Genomic DNA, 15476 nt, shown 5'->3' with positions numbered 1-15476 from the left:
ACTATAGCACCTCTGGACCTGGTGTGCGCAGATGTGCGAAGAGGTGATCTGAGAGATAGATCATCGCACGCTTTTTCTCTTCCGTAGCGATGACTAGGTCAATGCTGTTACCACTAGTTCCGTAGCAGATGAGCCGCACGGCTACATCGTCTACCGCCTCGAGGATGCGCGCCTCAAAGCCTATGCGATGCCACCCCATATCGCCTACGATCGCGAGGATCGATAGGTCGCTCTGCACAGAGCCCTCAGCCCAGGGCGTCATCTCCTCAATCAGCGTGGAGATCGCCTCCGAGTCTTCCTCTGCGACGATGACGTAACCATCGCCCGAAGCCATCAAGATGTCTGGCTCTATGTGCAGGCGGTGCATAGCCTCCGTCAGCGTCACGAGGAACTGCCCCGTAGAGACGTCGCTATTGCTCAGATGCTTCAGCAGGAGCGTTACGACACACATCCCGTCCTTTGCCGAGATCGCCTTGATCATATCCCTGTTTGTCACATGAGATATGAGCGTGCCAGGGGCCGAGGGGTCGAGCGTGTTGAGTAGCCGCACCGGGATACCTGCACGCCGTGCTGGTTCGATGCAGGCGGGGTGGAGGATCTTAGCTCCGCAGCGTGCTAGCTCGGCAGCTTCGCCAAAGCTCAGACGACGCACAGGCGACGTCATATTGACTACTCGCGGATCATTGTTGTGCAGCCCATCAATGTCGGTCCATATCTGTATCTCCTCAGCTTGTACCGCCTCGCCAATGAGCGTAGCACTGTAGTCGCTACCGCCACGACGCAGGTTGTCCACCTCGCCGAAAGCGTTGCGACAGATGTACCCCTCCGTGAGGAAGAGTGCCTCCGCATCGCGTACCTCCTCGACCATCGGACGCAACCGCTGAGCGATGTACTCGATGTCTGGTCGTCCCTCGTGGGTGATGCGCATGAAGTCTAGCGCCAGCAGCTTGTGCGGTGTGATCCCCTCGTAGAGCTGTAGCGTGAGCGCCATCAGGGCGGTACACATCATCTCGCCACAAGCGAGGATCTGCTTCTCATCGTTGTGGGTAAAAGCCTCGTTGAGCGTCTGAAGTAGGAGACTGTCCAAGATCGGAGTCAAAGCCTCCTCTGCTAGCTGCTGGTGTAGCTCATGCCCCGCGAATAGCTCTGGCACTACATTGTCTATGTAGCGACTACGTAGCATCTCCACATGACGAGTCGCACGATCACGCTCGCCAGAGGTGATCAGCTCCGTCAGCGTCACGAGGTCGTTCGTCGTGCCGGCCATAGCCGAGAGCACCAGCGTCTTGCGCCCTGGTATACTCGCCACTAGATGCGCTACCGAGCGTATGCGATCAGGTGAACCGACAGAGGTGCCGCCAAACTTCAGTACGATCATAGTGCTACTTCAATAGGGTCTGTAGAAGGCTCCTCGACCTCCTCTAGGGTAGGGGGTAGGTCGATGCGCTCCAGCGTACGACTCTCCAGATCAATATGGTATCTTGTAGCGGGTAGCTCCTGTATGAGCGTCTCATTGTGCGTGCTCATCAGCACCGCCACGCCCTCCTTAGCCAGTGACTGGATCAGCTGACCGATCAGTAGTGACGTCTCACTGTCTAGTCCCGTCGTAGGCTCATCGAGTAGGATCAGCCGTGGACGTACGACCAGGGCTCGCGCTATGCAGATACGCTCAGCCTCGCCACCGCTCAGCTCGTGCGGGTACTTGTAGTGCTTGCCCTCCATACCGACCTGCGTCAGTGCCTCCTCAATACGCATAGCACGTTGCTCCCGCTTTTTCACCCCCACGGCACGGAGGACGAAGTCTAGGTTGCCCTGCACCGTATAGTTATATAGGAGCTGAGCCTGTGACTGGAAGACGATCCCCAGCGAGCGTCTCAAGGCTTGTCGCTGGCGTACAGACATGTGGTGCAGGTTGTAGTCGAGCACCTTAGCGACGCCACCCTTAGGTGCTAGCTCGCCATAGAGTATCTCTAGGAGCGAACTCTTGCCACTCCCCACGGGACCCGTAAGGTAGGCAAAGTCCCCCGCTTCGAGCGACAGTGTGACGTCTCGCAGTAGCTCATGCTCATTGCGTGATACCGTGACGCCCTGTAGGTCAATGATCGTACTCATAGTGGCTAACGTCTAGATTCATTGGTTACTGAAGTGCAAAGCGCAGATACGCCGCGCAGTTTGCCGGCAGCCTCTCGGCGACCGTATCGCTATAAGTGTCGTAAAAGGCGTGATGCCCTATATAGTCAGCTCGTGCGAAAGTGGCTAGTCCCTCGTAAGGGGTGAGGAAAGTCGCTAGCGTATGCTTTTGCGAGCCACCCTCGCAGAAGTTTGCCTCAGCGCTACCACAAGAGACAGCCACACCCAGCTGGCGACCCACCCATGCGTCGCCTCCTTCGCCGAAGGCCCAGCCCTCGCCAAAGACCTCGTCAGTCCACTGCTTCAGGATCGCTGGAGCGGAGTACCAGTAGAGGGGGAATTGCAGTATCACACGATCGTGACGCTCCACGAGCGCACGCTCATGCGCCACATCTATGGGCGTCCCCGTGGGGTAAGCGTCACAGAGGCTATGTATCGTAGCGTGTCCCGTGAGCGCCTCCATCCAAGCTTTGTTGATGACAGAGTGCTCCAGGTCGGGATGCGCCACGATGATCAGCGTGTTATGTCTCTCCATATTCAATTAGAAAGTAAAGCCAGCACCGAGGTAGAAGGAGGTATTGCGCATAGCCTTCTGACCAAACTTCTCTAGCTTAGGATCATTCTTCTCAAGCTTCAGCTCATCGACGAAGCCCAAGTCAGCACCTAGCATACCGTACCACGAGCCGAAGGTTACCTTAGCCTTAGCACCCAGACCGATGTCGTAGCGCTTGAGCTTGGCACCATCCATCCCGAGGATGCCGTCCTTGTAGACGTTGTAAGTCTTCTGGATATCGTCTAGGATCTTGCCCTGGCTAACGGTAGCTCCCAGTGCGTAGGCGAAGTAAGGACCAGCCTCTATGGAGCAGCCGATGCGAGGAGTCACGTTCAGGCGCACACCCACATTCACAGGGATCTGCATGTAGTGGCTGTAAACCTTGATTTCTTCTGAGAGGAAGCTGTACTGATTTCCCTTCATCGCAAAGGTCAGTCCTGAGCCGATGTACATCATCTTGCCCACATTGACGTCTACTCCAGCACCGAGGCGGTAGCCAACGAAAAGCTTGTTTTCAGAGACATCCTGGAGCGTCTTAGCTTGCGAAAGGTTAAAGAGCGGAGCTGCATCCACATAAATGCGTAGAGGCATCTGAGCCTGAGCTGTGCCACCGAGCGCACAGAGTGCTACGAGTGAGAGTAGTAGTGTACGTAGTCTTGTCATAGTAATATCTGTATAAGCTAAAGTTGTAATTACTCCTCAAAAGTACAACAATCTTGCGAGATGAGCCGGTTCGAGCGTCCGTGCGCCCCTGCGGGCTACTCGTGGGGTGCTAGTCAACGTGTATCACATAGCGATCCTTGCGGGGTGCTGGCTCAGGCGACTCGTCGGGGTAGCCGATGATGCAGCAGGCGACCCCCACGAGGTCGCCCTCCAGTCCCCACTCCTTGAGAAGTGCTTGACCCTCCTCCAGCTCGAAGATCCCCTTAGCCGCATTGATCCAGCAAGTGCCGAGACCGAGCGCGTGAGCTGCGTTCTGCATATTGCCCACCACCAGAGCACCATCTTGTAGGTAATTGCTCGATAGCGACTTGTCCGCCAGCACGACGAAGACCGCTGGAGCTCCGTAAAACTGATCCTTGTCTCCACCGCGAGCTTTGTTAGCCAGCTGCGAGAGCTGGTCGCGTACAGCACGATTGGTCACAGCCACGATCGTGACAGACTGCTTGCCCATCGCCGAGGGCGCATAGGTGCCCGCCTCGAGCACCTTGTCTAGTAGCTCCTGAGACGGTAGTTCAGGCTTATACTTACGTATACTCCTGCGTGTTAGGAAGATGTCCATTTTCTCTTGAGTTGTCATACGCATAGTCTCTTCTGTAGTGTCTGTAGTATTTGATTGATCTGTTGTTGTAGCCTTCTGACAGGCGGTAGCTCCCACGAGGAGTAGTATCATCGTCAGCGTCATCCATTTACGTAGCATAGTCGATTAATCTCTATTCGTTAGTATACAAGCCCTTTATAAGCCCTTGCCTCTTGCGGCAAAAGCCCTCTACCCACAAATATACGAAAAGCTCTCCACAGCAAAAGCACCCCACTCACCCCGCTCCCGCTCCAGACCGCCCCCTCTAGTCGTCCAGGGCTTTGCCCCTGCGACTGGGGGCTATGATGCGTCCGACCGCAAGCGATCGTCTCTCCTCTCTAACCACTAACCACTAACCTCCAATTTCTAATTCTTCGGGGCCTCCGACTGGAGGTTGGCTCGTTACAATAATTTAGATCCGACTACATATCGATACGATGCCATGTCGGGGAAAAGTGATTTTCACGTGGATATTTCAAAATCTCCACGTGGAGAATTTTTATTTCCCAGGTAGGAAATAAAAAATTCCTCGGAGGAATGAAATGAAACTTCGGAGGAAATGAATGACGCCCACGTGGAAAATAAAAAATATCCACGTGGAGATTTGAGATTTTCCACGTGGATATTCGAGAAAGGAGGGAATCGGACGAATTTCCCTGTAAAGATATGTTATTAGGGATTAGAGATTAGAGGTTAGAGGGTAGGGGTGAGACTTTATATTATAGCTTAGCTATGTATCGCTGGTCGCTCATGTGTAGCTCCTGACAGAGTGATTGTAATGCGTCAGCCCATTGTCGTCAAAATAAGACGTGTAATGACGATACGTGTAACGATGTGTAGGGACGCACGGTCGTGCGTCCGTTCCCGAACCAGCAAAACGATGCTGTAACTTTCGTTCTACAACGGACGCACGAGCCGTGCGTCCCTACAAATCGTTACTCGTGAGAGGCGCGCGGCTACAATTGCTTGAGTACCTTCACGAGATGCTCACCGATGTTGATGGTGTAGCCCTGCTGGATGTAGACGACTCGATTGAATGTGTCGCAGATGAGGAAGATAGGTAGCGAACTGGACGTGAGCTTCATCTCCTCGCGAATCTCCTTGAGTATAGCGCCCTCTGAGTCTATGCCCCAGACCACCTGAGCGGGCAGGTCGAAGCCTTCGTCGACAAATCGTGTGGCAGCGTCTTGGCTCTCAAAGAGTAGTACGACAGACTTACCCCACTCCTCGAGAGCGGACTTATAGATGGCGATGTCTCGTAGCGTATGATTGCTCGGCTCGTGATTTGGTGCGATCAAGCCTAAGATGTAGTAGCCACGTCCGGTGGTCGAGATGAGACTCTTAGTGGTCTGTGTGGCGAGGTCGTAGTAGAGGTTCTCTGCATTAAAGCTGCCGATGACCTGTACCCCCTCATTGCTTTCTCGCATGGTGAGCTGTACGGTCGTGGTCTCCCCACGCTTGATCTCAAAGACCTCGCTATGGGTGAGCACGGCACCGCTGGCCATACGTGTGCCTGTGGTCAATAGATACCGACCCTCGTCTAGGGTGATGCCCTGGGCAAAGTCACGACTCCAGGTAGCCTCCTCGTCGAAGGTCAGTAGCGAGGTCTTGCCATCGACGATACGACTGATGGTAAAGTGCGCATAGTACTTAGGATCGCTGATATACTTCGATGGGGTATAGCTTAATTGGAGTGTGCCCTGAGGGGCGGTGGCTATGGGACTAGCTTGGTCGTGCCAGAGGACGTCGACCCAGTGATCGTCTGTGTAATACTGCAGCTTGCCATTGATCTCATTGATGCGTGCGGGCCATCCGAGACTACGGGCTGCTGCTACGAAGAAGATGTTTCTGCCTAGCTCATCGGTCTGTCGCTCGCGGTAGACGCTCATGGGCTGCATCCTCAGGCGCTGCGGGTTCTGGTCCGTTACGAGCTTAACATTGGCTAGCGTCCAGTCGATCAGCTCTTGTGGTGAGCGGAGGGCTGCTAGCTGCTCACGGAGGAAGTGCTTGTACGGTGTGAGCCACTCTAGCTCTACGCGGGGATTGAGGACGTATTTGCAGTAGATCTCTGACTGATTGGTCTCGGCGGTCTCACTGTCTTGTAAGACCTCGAGGGAGATGTCTCGCAGGTCCTTTTTCGTTAGGACGGAGAGGAGCTTCTGGGCCATCTCTTTATTGCCTGCTTGCGCTATAAACTGCTGTATGGTGGCGTGATTGCCTCGTGATTCATCAACCATCGTCGCCTCGTAGGCTTGCCGGATGCTATCCTCGTAAGCCAGACGCTCGTTGTTGACGCGTCGCATCTCTTCGGAGACTGGAGGCAGGGAGCCTGATATGCTAGGCGGTGTAAGGGTCTCGTCGAGCACCTTAGGTAGGCTCTCAGACGATAGGATCACGGTCTCTACGGGCTTGGCACCGAAGGAGACTTTCTTCAGGGCTATATCTCCGCCCTTTTCGACCCAGACCATCATATCCCCGCGCCCAGCCGTGAGCTTGGCTCTACCCAAGGCGTCGGTAAACTTAGAGGCTACGGTGAAGTACTCTGCATAGTTGTACAGCTTGAAGTCTACGCGGGCATTGGCTACCGGCTCTCCAGCGGGCGTCTTGACCTCGATGGTGAGGTCGGAGCTGGGGGCATAGTGGTCGATCACATTGATCTCGGTGAAGAAGGGCGTCTGGCGGATCACCTCTTCGGGTCCGTCGTACGCTCCAAACACTTTGGTGTGCATGAGCATACCGCGCGAAGCACTCTCGTTGAACCACCCGAGGTTGAGTACAGGCTCAGGCTCGCAGGCACCTAAGAAGTACCACTGGCCATCGACCCACGCCTCGACCCACGCATGATTATCGTCCGTATGCGCCCAGCGGGGCGTGTAGACCTGCCTAGCGGGGATACCCACAGAGCGGAGCGCTGCGACGAGCAGTGTGCTCTCCTCGCCACACCGTCCGTAGGCTGTACAGACGGACGCTAGCGGGCTACTGGTGCGGGCGTCTGTGGGGCGGTAGGTAACCTTCTCGTGGCACCAGTGGTTGACCTCCAGCACAGCGTCGTACATAGACATGCTGCTGACACGATCTTTGAGTTCCTTGTAGAAAACCTCTCGGCTATTGTCCAGGTTCTCATTATTGACCCTAATCGGTAAGACAAAGTGTCTGAACTCCCGCTCGGGTATCAGCTTGCCCCAGGGCATCTCCTGGCGAGTCTGTAGTGAGAGTCGCACATTGTGCTCGTAAAAGGCTCTGCTATAGTCATAACGATCGGGGAGGGGTAGGTACTGATAGAGGAAGTCTAGGTACTGCTCGACCTGATCGCTACTTGAGCTAGTCGTTCGGGTAGCGGCGGGCTTCGTCTGCGCTAGAGCCAGCGATCCGCTTAGGAGCATCACTGTGATGAGGTAAAGGAGAGCTTTTCGTGTCATAAGATTTAGATAGAGAGTTGTATTTGCTGTGCAAAGATAAGTGTTTAGTGAATAGCCTTTAGGAAGTCGCGAACGATATCTGCCGAGGTCTCCTGCCTGCCGTCTAGTAGACGTAGAGATGCCGAGCCATGTATCTCCTGAGCACCCGTCTCGGTGAGTATGCGCCGGATATTGCTTGCCGTCACACCGCCCCCAGGGAGTATCGTAATCGCTCCCGCAGCTCGCTCGATGAGCTGACGAATGATTGGGATGCCCAGCTCCGCAGTCTCCTTAGTACCAGAAGTGAGGATACGTGCGCAGCCCAGTGCGCAGATCGTCTCCATATCCACTAGCGGGTTCTGTGACTGATCAAACGCCCGATGAAACGTGAAGGAGACTCCATGAGACCGCTCCAAGAGTCGTCTTGTAGCGACCTCGTCGACAGTGCCAGCGGGCGTCATAGCACCACTGACGATAGCATCAGCGTATGGTAGTGCTGCCTCGATGTCTCGCTCCATGACGCGCAGCTCCTCCTCGGAGTAGACGAAGTCTCCCTCTCGCGGACGGATCAAGACATGGATGCGAAGCTCGGGATAGAGGGCGCGCACCTCTCTGAGGAGTCCTAGGGAAGGCGTCAGTCCCCCCACGGATAGTGCGGAGCAAAGCTCTATACGCTTAGCTCCTCCCGCCACAGCGGCCTGCACACTCCTCAAGCTTGCTGTGCACACCTCTAGCGTGTAGTCTCTTACTTCGCTGCGATTGTCAAAAGTCTCTTCCTGCGTCATACTATATTATAATGGGTTGTCTCGTAAGTTTAGTGGTCTGCTTCTTAAGTCAAGTGTTTTGCTTCTTAGCTACGACAAACTTACTAAAAATGACCCGTAATACATACGCTCTCGCCTTAGTGCTGCATGCCGTGACTTGTCTCATCGGAGACTGTTGACTTTTGCAACAGTCTCATGATCTCCCTTTGCAGCAGGTTAATAGGGATGCAGATGGAGGGGACGGGTTAGGCGAGGTCGAAGGTGTGCCACGAGCCGTGCCAGAGGTCGACGGTGAGGAGCTTGCCGAGGAGAGAGGGCGTCTGCCCTAAGGCTAGCTGGAGCGTTTGACTCGCTTGGATGCTACCGATGACGCCGGCGGTGGCACCGATGACGCCGGGCGGTACGGTCTCCTCTGCGCTGTGCGGCTCGCTGTACAGGTCGCGGTAGCGTAGACTACTAAAGGGTGCAAAGATGGTGCACTGTCCCCTCCACCCCTCGATGGCACCATGCACAAGCGGCTTGGCGGTGCTGCGGGTGTAGTCGTCTAGGAGGTAGCGTGTGGGGTAGTTGTCCGTAGCGTCGACGATAATCTGGTAGTCGGCTAGTAGGGTCGCCACATTGGTCTCATTAAGCCGCTCGGTGATCGCTTCGATCTGGAGGGTATTATTGAGCGCGGTGAGACGCTTTTGCGCCTGGATAGCTTTGGGGCGTGCGAGGTCGGCCTCACAGTAGAGGATCTGACGCTGGAGGTTGGACGGGGAGACGACATCGCAGTCGATGATAGCGATGCGCCCGATACCTGCAGCTGTGAGGTAATAAAGTATAGGTGCTCCCAAGCCCCCAGCGCCAACGACTGCCACGCTCGTCTGAGCGAGTAGTCGCTGACCCTCGGGACCTATCTCGGGGAGCTGTAGCTGACGCGCGTATCGTGCGCTGTCAGTGATGCCCATGTTGTTTTGGGGCGTGCGGGTTACATCCACTGGTCCCAGTCTTTCCAGATGACTTCGTATCCCTGAGCTTTGATAGCAGCGATCATCTCTTCGGGAGAGCGTGAGTCGTTGATAGAGAATTGCTCTAGCTCAGGATTGGGATTGACATAACCGCCCGGCTGCGTGCTACTGCCGGCACTCATAGAGTTGGCGCCGATGCGTACCGCCATATCTCTGAAGGCACTGCTCTCGCGAGTGGATAGCGAGATCTCGACCTCTGGGTCGAAGATGCGGTAAGCGCAGATGAGCTGTACCATCTGGCGGTCGTTGATCGGGTCTGAGGGCATGTAGGAGCCTACGTGTGGACGCAGACGGGGCAACGAGATAGAGTACTTGGTCTGCCAGTGGTGGCTCTCAAGATAGTCTAGGTGTAGCGCGGTAAAGAAAGCGTCCGTGCGCCAGTTGTCTAGTCCTAGGAGGGCACCAATACCTACCTTGCGAAAACCCGCCTCGGCAGCTCTGTCGGGTGTCTCTAGGCGGAAGCGGTAGTTGGCCTTAAGTCCCTTGGGATGAAAGCGTGGATAGCTCTCCTCGTTGTAGGTCTCCTGATAGACGCAAACGTAGTGTGCGCCCGCCTCGACGAGAACTTTGTAATCCTCGACAGACATAGGCTGTACCTCGATGGATATTTGCGCAAACATGGGGCGTATGAGCTCGATGACCTGACGGTAGTACTCGACTCCGGCATGCTTTGGAGACTCACCAGCCACGAGGAGGATATGGGTGAAGCCCATATCGGCGATAGCTTTAGCCTCAGCCTGCACCTCCTCCATAGTGAGTACCTTGCGGACGATCTTGTTCTCCTGATTGAACCCACAGTAGACGCAGTGGTTGTGGCAATAGTTAGAGAGGTAGAGAGGCTCATACATGCGTATGGTCTTGCCAAAACGCTCGATGCTGAGTTGCTGCGCTTTGGTCGCCATAGCGTCTAGGTAAGCATCTCCTGCGGGGGAGATGAGTGCCTTGAAGTCGCGTAGCGTAGGCGTAGCTGTGGCGATGGCGTGCTCTACATCTTGAGCAGTAAAGGTGTCAAATTCAGCACACTCCTGCTCCCAATTGTACTGCTGCTTATAATCGTAGAATGTCATTAGTCAAAGAATCCTTGGAGTGGTGAAGTGGCGGTGGCGGTCATATCGGTGGCGGGCTGGTGCAGACCCATCTCGTAAGCTGAGCGACCAGCTTCGACAGCTTTTCTAAAGGCAATGGACATAGCTACTGGGTCGGCAGCGGTGGAGATAGCAGTATTAACGAGTACCGCATCGGCACCTAGCTCCATAGCCTCGGCCGCGTGTGAGGGGCGACCGATACCGGCGTCTACAACTACGGGGACAGTGCTCTCGGCGATGATGATACGTAGCATGTCTCTCGTGGTGAGTCCCATATTGCTACCGATCGGAGCTCCGAGGGGCATGACGCAAGGCGCACCGACCTCCTCGAGTCGCTTACAGAGTACAGGATCTGCCTGTATGTATGGCATGACGATGAAGCCCTCCTTGACGAGCTGCTCGGTGGCGCGGAGCGTCTCCATAGCGTCGGGGAGAAGGTACTTGGGGTCGGGGTGTACCTCTAGTTTGATCCAGTTGGTCTGTAGCGCCTCACGGGCTAGCTGCGCGGCGTAGACCGCCTCGTCGGCATTGCGTGCGCCAGAGGTGTTGGGTAGGATGATGACATTGGGGCGTGTGATGCTCTCAATGAGTGTATCGTGGAGGCCTGCAGAGGTCTCTACTCGGCGAAGCGCGACGGTGATAAGCTCGCTGCCAGAAGCGTCTAGTGCGTCTGACATTAGTTGATTGTTGGCAAATTTGCCAGTTCCGATGAAGAGGCGCGAGGTAAAGTCGTGATCTCCGATTTTCAATGACTTAGTCTGCATGTGTATAGTAGATTAGAATGTATGTCTAGTTAGGAAAGCTTGATGTGTCACGCAGTAACTGCGATACGGTATAGACCATATCGGTGGCGTGCTCGATGGCACCGCTCACGGCGATGCCGTCAATGCGTTTGTTGCTAAAGAGTGTATCAGCATCTTCTGGCTGTATGCCTCCGATAGCTACAATGTGAGGAACGAAGAAATGTCGGTTCGTCTCTTTGACTTGCTGAGCGATCTGCGAGATCCCCTCTAAGCCCAAGATAGGAGCGAGTAGCGCTTTGGTCTGTGTGTCTCGATAGGGTCCCACGCCGATGTAGTCAATGTCGGCCGCCAAGGCAGGCGGTAGGTCGTCAAGGCTATTGACCGTATAGCCGATGATGTACTCGTCGCCTAGGATGCGTCGCGCCTCTTGCGGAGGGCAGTCGCGCTTGCCGAGATGCACCCCGTCAGCGTCCACAGCGATGGTAGCAATGATGTCGTCGTCGATGAGCAAGCAGGCATGGTAGCGATCGGTCAGTGTGCGGAGGCGCAACCCCATCTCGATGCGCTCTTCGGTGGTCGCCTCCTTGAGTCGTAGCTGCACCCAGCGCCCGCCCGCCTCGAGGTATTGGGATACCTTATTATATAATGTGTCGGGATCTGACTCGTTGGTCACATACTGTAGATCAAAGTCAAAGTACAGATGCTGCTTCTTCCAATTCCCTGAAAGAAACTTGGGGTAAAGTAGCTGTCGCCCGGAACGGTCTGGTTGCCCCGAAAAGATAGCGGCGAGGTAGTGGCAAGCCCGCTGCACAGAGCTTACGAGGCTGTACTCCATGGCCCAGTAGCTGGCGATTGCTGCGGAGAGCATACAGCCAGTGCCGTGGATCGACTTGTCGTAGCGATGCGTGTAGTAGGGGTGGATGCCATCACGGGTGATCAGATGGCTGACCACAAGATGTGGCGAAGTGGTATCGTGCCCACCCTTGAGGAGGATAGCCACGCCGTGCTCCTGAGCGATGCGCTGGAGCTCTGCGGGATCGTCTGTGCCAAAGAGTGCCTGAGCCTCAGGCTTATTGGGTGTGACGAGGCTCACTTCATTCAATAGGGTGGCGAGCTGGTCCTGCTCCTCTGTCCAAAGGCGGGACTGCGTCTCCTCGGCGGCTGTGGGCTGGAGGATAGGGTCCCAAATGATTCGCTTGACGCCCAGCGCCTTCATCTGCGCAACAATCTGCACCGCCTGCTGTAAGTCCTGCACCATACCGAGCTTAGCCACGGTGACTGGGTGGTCGGTGAGGAGCGTCGTCAGCGACTCCTGAAGTTGGTAGGACGGCGTAGCGGTAGCGGAGACGAAGCGGTGCAGGCTCTGTGCTGTGAGCGTAGAGATAACGCTGTAGCACTGCACGCTCAGATCATTTGCGATGCGGGTGTCTATGCTGATGCCAGCTCCCGATGTGGGGTCGTGACCCGCAACGGTTAGGATGGCGGGCGTTTCGTACTGATCTAGACGCTCTTGTCGTTGTTCCTGCGGTTGCGACCAGATGTCTCCCAGCACCGCGACTCCAGCGTAGCCCGCCTTTGCGACGGTCTCTTGTCGCTCGGGGGTGATGCCCCCGAGAGCGTAGACAGGGTAAGGGAGCTTGAGCAATTCCTCCCGACAAGAGAGTAAGGCGGGGTTGCCCTGATAGCCCTCCTTGCTAATGCTGTCAAAGAGCGGACTGAGCAAGGCGTAGTCTGGTGTGAAGGGCAGCTCCTGTAGCTCTTGAAGTGAATGCGCACCGACCGCTATCGTCTGGTGAGGAGCGAGAGGTATATCCCTCCACTCCGCCACACGACGATAGGGTAGGTAGACGCCCGCCACGTCATACTCCGCCAGTAGCGCATAGTGATCACACAGCACGACATACGGGTGATAGGCGGGCTCTAGATTGTCTAAGACCTGCCTAAAGTCAGCCTCAGAGGCTCCCGGCATGCGCAGGTGTACCTTACAGATGCAACTTCTTACGACATCAACGATGTCGCGGGCTACATCTTCTACATACTGACGTTCGGGCGGCGTGATGACGATCATGGGGCGTCGGGCGGTTTGCTGATTACTTGTCGTCCTCTATGCGCTTCTGCAGCTGACGACTAGCACGCATCGAGCAGAAGTGCTCGCCACACATCGAGCAGAAGTGTGCCTCTTTGTGCCCCTCAGCGGGTAGCGTCTCGTCGTGATACTGGAGTGCGGTCTCGCTGTCGAGTGCTAGGTGGAACTGATCCTTCCAGCGGAACTCATAGCGTGCCTTGCTCATAGCGTAGTCGCGGTAGTAAGCGCCTGGGTGTCCCTTGGCAAGGTCAGCCGCATGGGCTGCCAGCTTGAAGGTGACGACACCCTCCTTGACATCGTCCTTGTTGGGCAGACCTAGGTGCTCCTTGCGGGTCACGTAGCAGAGCATCGCTGTGCCGCGCCACGCAATCATAGCACCACCTATGGCACTAGTTATGTGGTCATAGCCTGGGGCAATGTCGGTGACCAACGGCCCGAGCGTGTAGAAAGGTGCTTCGTTGCAAAGGTCTAGCTGCAAGTCCATATTCTCCTTGATGCGCTGCATAGGCACGTGACCAGGCCCCTCGATGAGAACCTGAACGCAATGCTTGTCCGCAATGCGAGAAAGCTCGCCCAGCGTACGTAGCTCGGCAAACTGCGCCTCATCGTTGGCATCGGCGATAGAGCCAGGACGCAAGCCGTCACCGATACTGATACCTACGTCGTAGCGAGCGCAGATCTGACAGATCTCGTCAAAGTGCTCGTAGAGGAAGCTCTCACGCTTGTGCGTCGTACACCAGTTCGCCATGATGGCACCGCCACGAGAGACGATGCCCGTGAGGCGCTTCATCGTCAGCGGAACGAACTGCCAGCGTAAGCCGGCGTGGATGGTGAAGTAGTCGACACCCTGCTCCGCCTGCTCGATGAGCGTGTCGCGGTAAAGCTCCCAGGTGAGCTTGTCGGCCTGTCCCTTGACCTTTTCCAAAGCTTGGTATAGAGGCACGGTGCCTACGGGTACTGGCGAGTTGCGAATGATCCACTCTCTCGTCTCGTGGATGTTGCGTCCCGTAGAGAGGTCCATAATGGTGTCAGCTCCCCAGCGGATAGCCCAGACCGCTTTCTCAACTTCCTCCTGGATAGAGGAGGTGATGGGCGAGTTACCAATGTTGGCATTGATCTTGACGAGGAAGTTGCGTCCGATGATCATCGGCTCGCTCTCGGGGTGGTTGATATTGTTGGGAAGGATAGCTCGTCCAGCAGCGATCTCATCGCGGACGAACTCAGGGGTGATGCGCTCCGGGATATTAGCCCCAAAGCTCTCGCCTAGATGCTGCGGGTACTGCTCTCGGATCTCGTCCATGAGCTGATTCTCACGGATAGCGACATACTCCATCTCGGGGGTGATGATCCCCTGACGCGCATAGTATAGCTGCGTGACAGGATGCTCCTCGGTGCCTACGAGCGGCTGGTCGTTGAGATGGGCAAAGCGCAGATGATCTAGCGAAGCGTCTTGTCTCCGCTTGCGACCATACTCCGAGCTCTGCTCTTTCAGTCTCGTCGTGTCGCCACGCTCCTCGATCCACTGCTGGCGTATCTTAGGTAGCCCTTGGTGCGAATCGACATGATAGTCGGGATCGGTGTAGGGACCCGAGGTGTCGTAGACCACGACCGAGCCGTTGTTGTGCCGTACACCCTCCTCGTCGATGGTATCAGAGAGTGCGATGCGACGCATCGGCACGCGAATGTCGGGGCGAGAGCCCGTGACATATATCTTAGTAGAGCCAGGGAGTGGACCCTGAGAGATGTTTAGATTGTCCGTTTGATCTTTTTGCTTCATAGAGTAAAGAGATTAAGTGTGTTTGGAAGAAGAGGAGTGTTTTAGCCACCCATTGCTGCGGTAATGATCGTGACAGCATCACCCTCGCAGAGCTGGTGCGTAGGCCAGGCGTCACGTGGTATGACACGATGGTTGACCGCTAGCGCCGTGTGGTCGAGCGTAGCGACGACAGGCGATACCGCCTCTAGTAGCGAGGTACCTGCAGGCAGGTCGTGGGGAGTCTTATTGATCGTTACTTGCATAAGCCATATAAAAAGAAAAAGAGCCTACATACCTTCATCAGTCTGGTATGTAAAACTCTTAGTGTGTACTGCCAAGGCCAACGAGGCTTGACAAGTAGGGTGTCCCAGTATGAGAGTCTGCACGGTCAGCGTGTAGTGGTTCTCTTTGCCTACGCCAGTATTATCTGGATCAGGTCGAGGGTCTCATCTCAGCCACCATGCAGTCGCACTATGGCACCCCTAAGAGTCACCCACAAAGGTAGTGAAAAAATATCAGAGTAGCCAACCCTCCTGCAGCTCCTCGATTCGGCGGAGGCCGTTACACGCCGAGTGGTTGTTGGTCTTCTCTTGCAACAATGCCCTCCCCTCGCTAACTCTTATCTAGGAGTATCCATAGAGCGCAGACGTC

General features: G+C 55.6%; 13 protein-coding genes and 1 riboswitch. All 13 genes read right to left on the bottom strand.

The window, feature by feature from the left end:
* Position 1: 1 nt before the first annotated feature.
* A complete protein-coding gene (locus RDM37_RS00805; RefSeq protein WP_300969493.1) occupies positions 2-1378 on the bottom strand; it encodes an aspartate kinase in 1377 nt (458 codons plus the stop codon).
* Positions 1375-2112, bottom strand: coding sequence for an ATP-binding cassette domain-containing protein (locus tag RDM37_RS00800; RefSeq protein ID WP_308554333.1), 738 nt, complete (start codon positions 2110-2112; stop codon positions 1375-1377). The genes RDM37_RS00805 and RDM37_RS00800 overlap by 4 nt, the downstream gene beginning before the upstream one ends.
* 25 nt (positions 2113-2137) lie before the next feature.
* A complete protein-coding gene (locus RDM37_RS00795; protein ID WP_308554331.1) occupies positions 2138-2665 on the bottom strand; it encodes an NAD(P)H-dependent oxidoreductase in 528 nt (175 codons plus the stop codon).
* Positions 2666-2671: 6 nt separating this feature from the next.
* Positions 2672-3346 (bottom strand): outer membrane beta-barrel protein, encoded by a 675-nt coding sequence (locus RDM37_RS00790; RefSeq protein WP_308554330.1) that lies wholly within the window; start codon positions 3344-3346, stop codon positions 2672-2674.
* 109 nt (positions 3347-3455) lie between these two features.
* Positions 3456-4103 carry a nitroreductase gene (locus RDM37_RS00785; RefSeq protein WP_308554328.1) on the bottom strand — a complete coding sequence of 216 codons (648 nt, stop codon included), beginning with the start codon at positions 4101-4103 and terminating at the stop codon, positions 3456-3458.
* 836 nt (positions 4104-4939) lie between these two features.
* Positions 4940-7402, bottom strand: coding sequence for a transglutaminase domain-containing protein (locus RDM37_RS00780; RefSeq protein ID WP_308554326.1), 2463 nt, complete (start codon positions 7400-7402; stop codon positions 4940-4942).
* A 44-nt stretch (positions 7403-7446) separates the two neighbouring features.
* Positions 7447-8166: a copper homeostasis protein CutC gene (locus RDM37_RS00775; RefSeq protein WP_308554325.1), complete on the bottom strand. Its 720-nt coding sequence runs from the start codon at positions 8164-8166 to the stop codon at positions 7447-7449.
* A gap of 224 nt (positions 8167-8390) precedes the next feature.
* Entirely contained in the window at positions 8391-9125 is a 735-nt protein-coding gene (locus tag RDM37_RS00770) for a HesA/MoeB/ThiF family protein (RefSeq protein WP_308554323.1), read from the bottom strand.
* The gene (gene thiH / locus RDM37_RS00765) at positions 9116-10222 is read right to left on the bottom strand and encodes a 2-iminoacetate synthase ThiH (RefSeq protein ID WP_299368538.1); all 1107 of its coding nucleotides are present in this window, start codon (positions 10220-10222) and stop codon (positions 9116-9118) included. The genes RDM37_RS00770 and thiH overlap by 10 nt, the downstream gene beginning before the upstream one ends.
* Positions 10222-11004 carry a thiazole synthase gene (locus tag RDM37_RS00760; protein WP_308554320.1) on the bottom strand — a complete coding sequence of 261 codons (783 nt, stop codon included), beginning with the start codon at positions 11002-11004 and terminating at the stop codon, positions 10222-10224. Before RDM37_RS00760 ends, thiH begins: the two co-directional genes overlap by 1 nt.
* 25 nt (positions 11005-11029) lie before the next feature.
* Entirely contained in the window at positions 11030-13051 is a 2022-nt protein-coding gene (gene thiE / locus RDM37_RS00755) for a thiamine phosphate synthase (protein ID WP_308554318.1), read from the bottom strand.
* Between the two features lie 22 nt (positions 13052-13073).
* Positions 13074-14846, bottom strand: coding sequence for a phosphomethylpyrimidine synthase ThiC (gene thiC, locus RDM37_RS00750; RefSeq protein ID WP_308554316.1), 1773 nt, complete (start codon positions 14844-14846; stop codon positions 13074-13076).
* 41 nt (positions 14847-14887) lie between these two features.
* Positions 14888-15088: a sulfur carrier protein ThiS gene (gene thiS / locus RDM37_RS00745; protein ID WP_025883295.1), complete on the bottom strand. Its 201-nt coding sequence runs from the start codon at positions 15086-15088 to the stop codon at positions 14888-14890.
* 129 nt (positions 15089-15217) lie between these two features.
* A riboswitch (TPP riboswitch) is annotated at positions 15218-15319 on the bottom strand.
* Positions 15320-15476: the final 157 nt, after the last annotated feature.

The sequence above is a fragment of the uncultured Porphyromonas sp. genome (assembly GCF_902489635.1).
Taxonomy (GTDB): domain Bacteria; phylum Bacteroidota; class Bacteroidia; order Bacteroidales; family Porphyromonadaceae; genus Porphyromonas.
Note: the sequence above shows the minus strand (reverse complement) of the source record. Positions and strands in the feature narration are given on the sequence as shown.

Coding starts and splice junctions, on each gene's coding strand:
- RDM37_RS00760 (WP_308554320.1), bottom strand. CDS start 11,004: ATGCAGACTAAGTCATTGAAAATCGGAGATCACGACTTTACCTCGCGC.
- RDM37_RS00790 (WP_308554330.1), bottom strand. CDS start 3,346: ATGACAAGACTACGTACACTACTACTCTCACTCGTAGCACTCTGTGCG.
- RDM37_RS00775 (WP_308554325.1), bottom strand. CDS start 8,166: ATGACGCAGGAAGAGACTTTTGACAATCGCAGCGAAGTAAGAGACTAC.
- thiS (WP_025883295.1), bottom strand. CDS start 15,088: ATGCAAGTAACGATCAATAAGACTCCCCACGACCTGCCTGCAGGTACC.
- RDM37_RS00785 (WP_308554328.1), bottom strand. CDS start 4,103: ATGCTACGTAAATGGATGACGCTGACGATGATACTACTCCTCGTGGGA.
- RDM37_RS00780 (WP_308554326.1), bottom strand. CDS start 7,402: ATGACACGAAAAGCTCTCCTTTACCTCATCACAGTGATGCTCCTAAGC.
- thiC (WP_308554316.1), bottom strand. CDS start 14,846: ATGAAGCAAAAAGATCAAACGGACAATCTAAACATCTCTCAGGGTCCA.
- thiH (WP_299368538.1), bottom strand. CDS start 10,222: ATGACATTCTACGATTATAAGCAGCAGTACAATTGGGAGCAGGAGTGT.
- RDM37_RS00800 (WP_308554333.1), bottom strand. CDS start 2,112: ATGAGTACGATCATTGACCTACAGGGCGTCACGGTATCACGCAATGAG.
- RDM37_RS00805 (WP_300969493.1), bottom strand. CDS start 1,378: ATGATCGTACTGAAGTTTGGCGGCACCTCTGTCGGTTCACCTGATCGC.
- RDM37_RS00795 (WP_308554331.1), bottom strand. CDS start 2,665: ATGGAGAGACATAACACGCTGATCATCGTGGCGCATCCCGACCTGGAG.
- thiE (WP_308554318.1), bottom strand. CDS start 13,051: ATGATCGTCATCACGCCGCCCGAACGTCAGTATGTAGAAGATGTAGCC.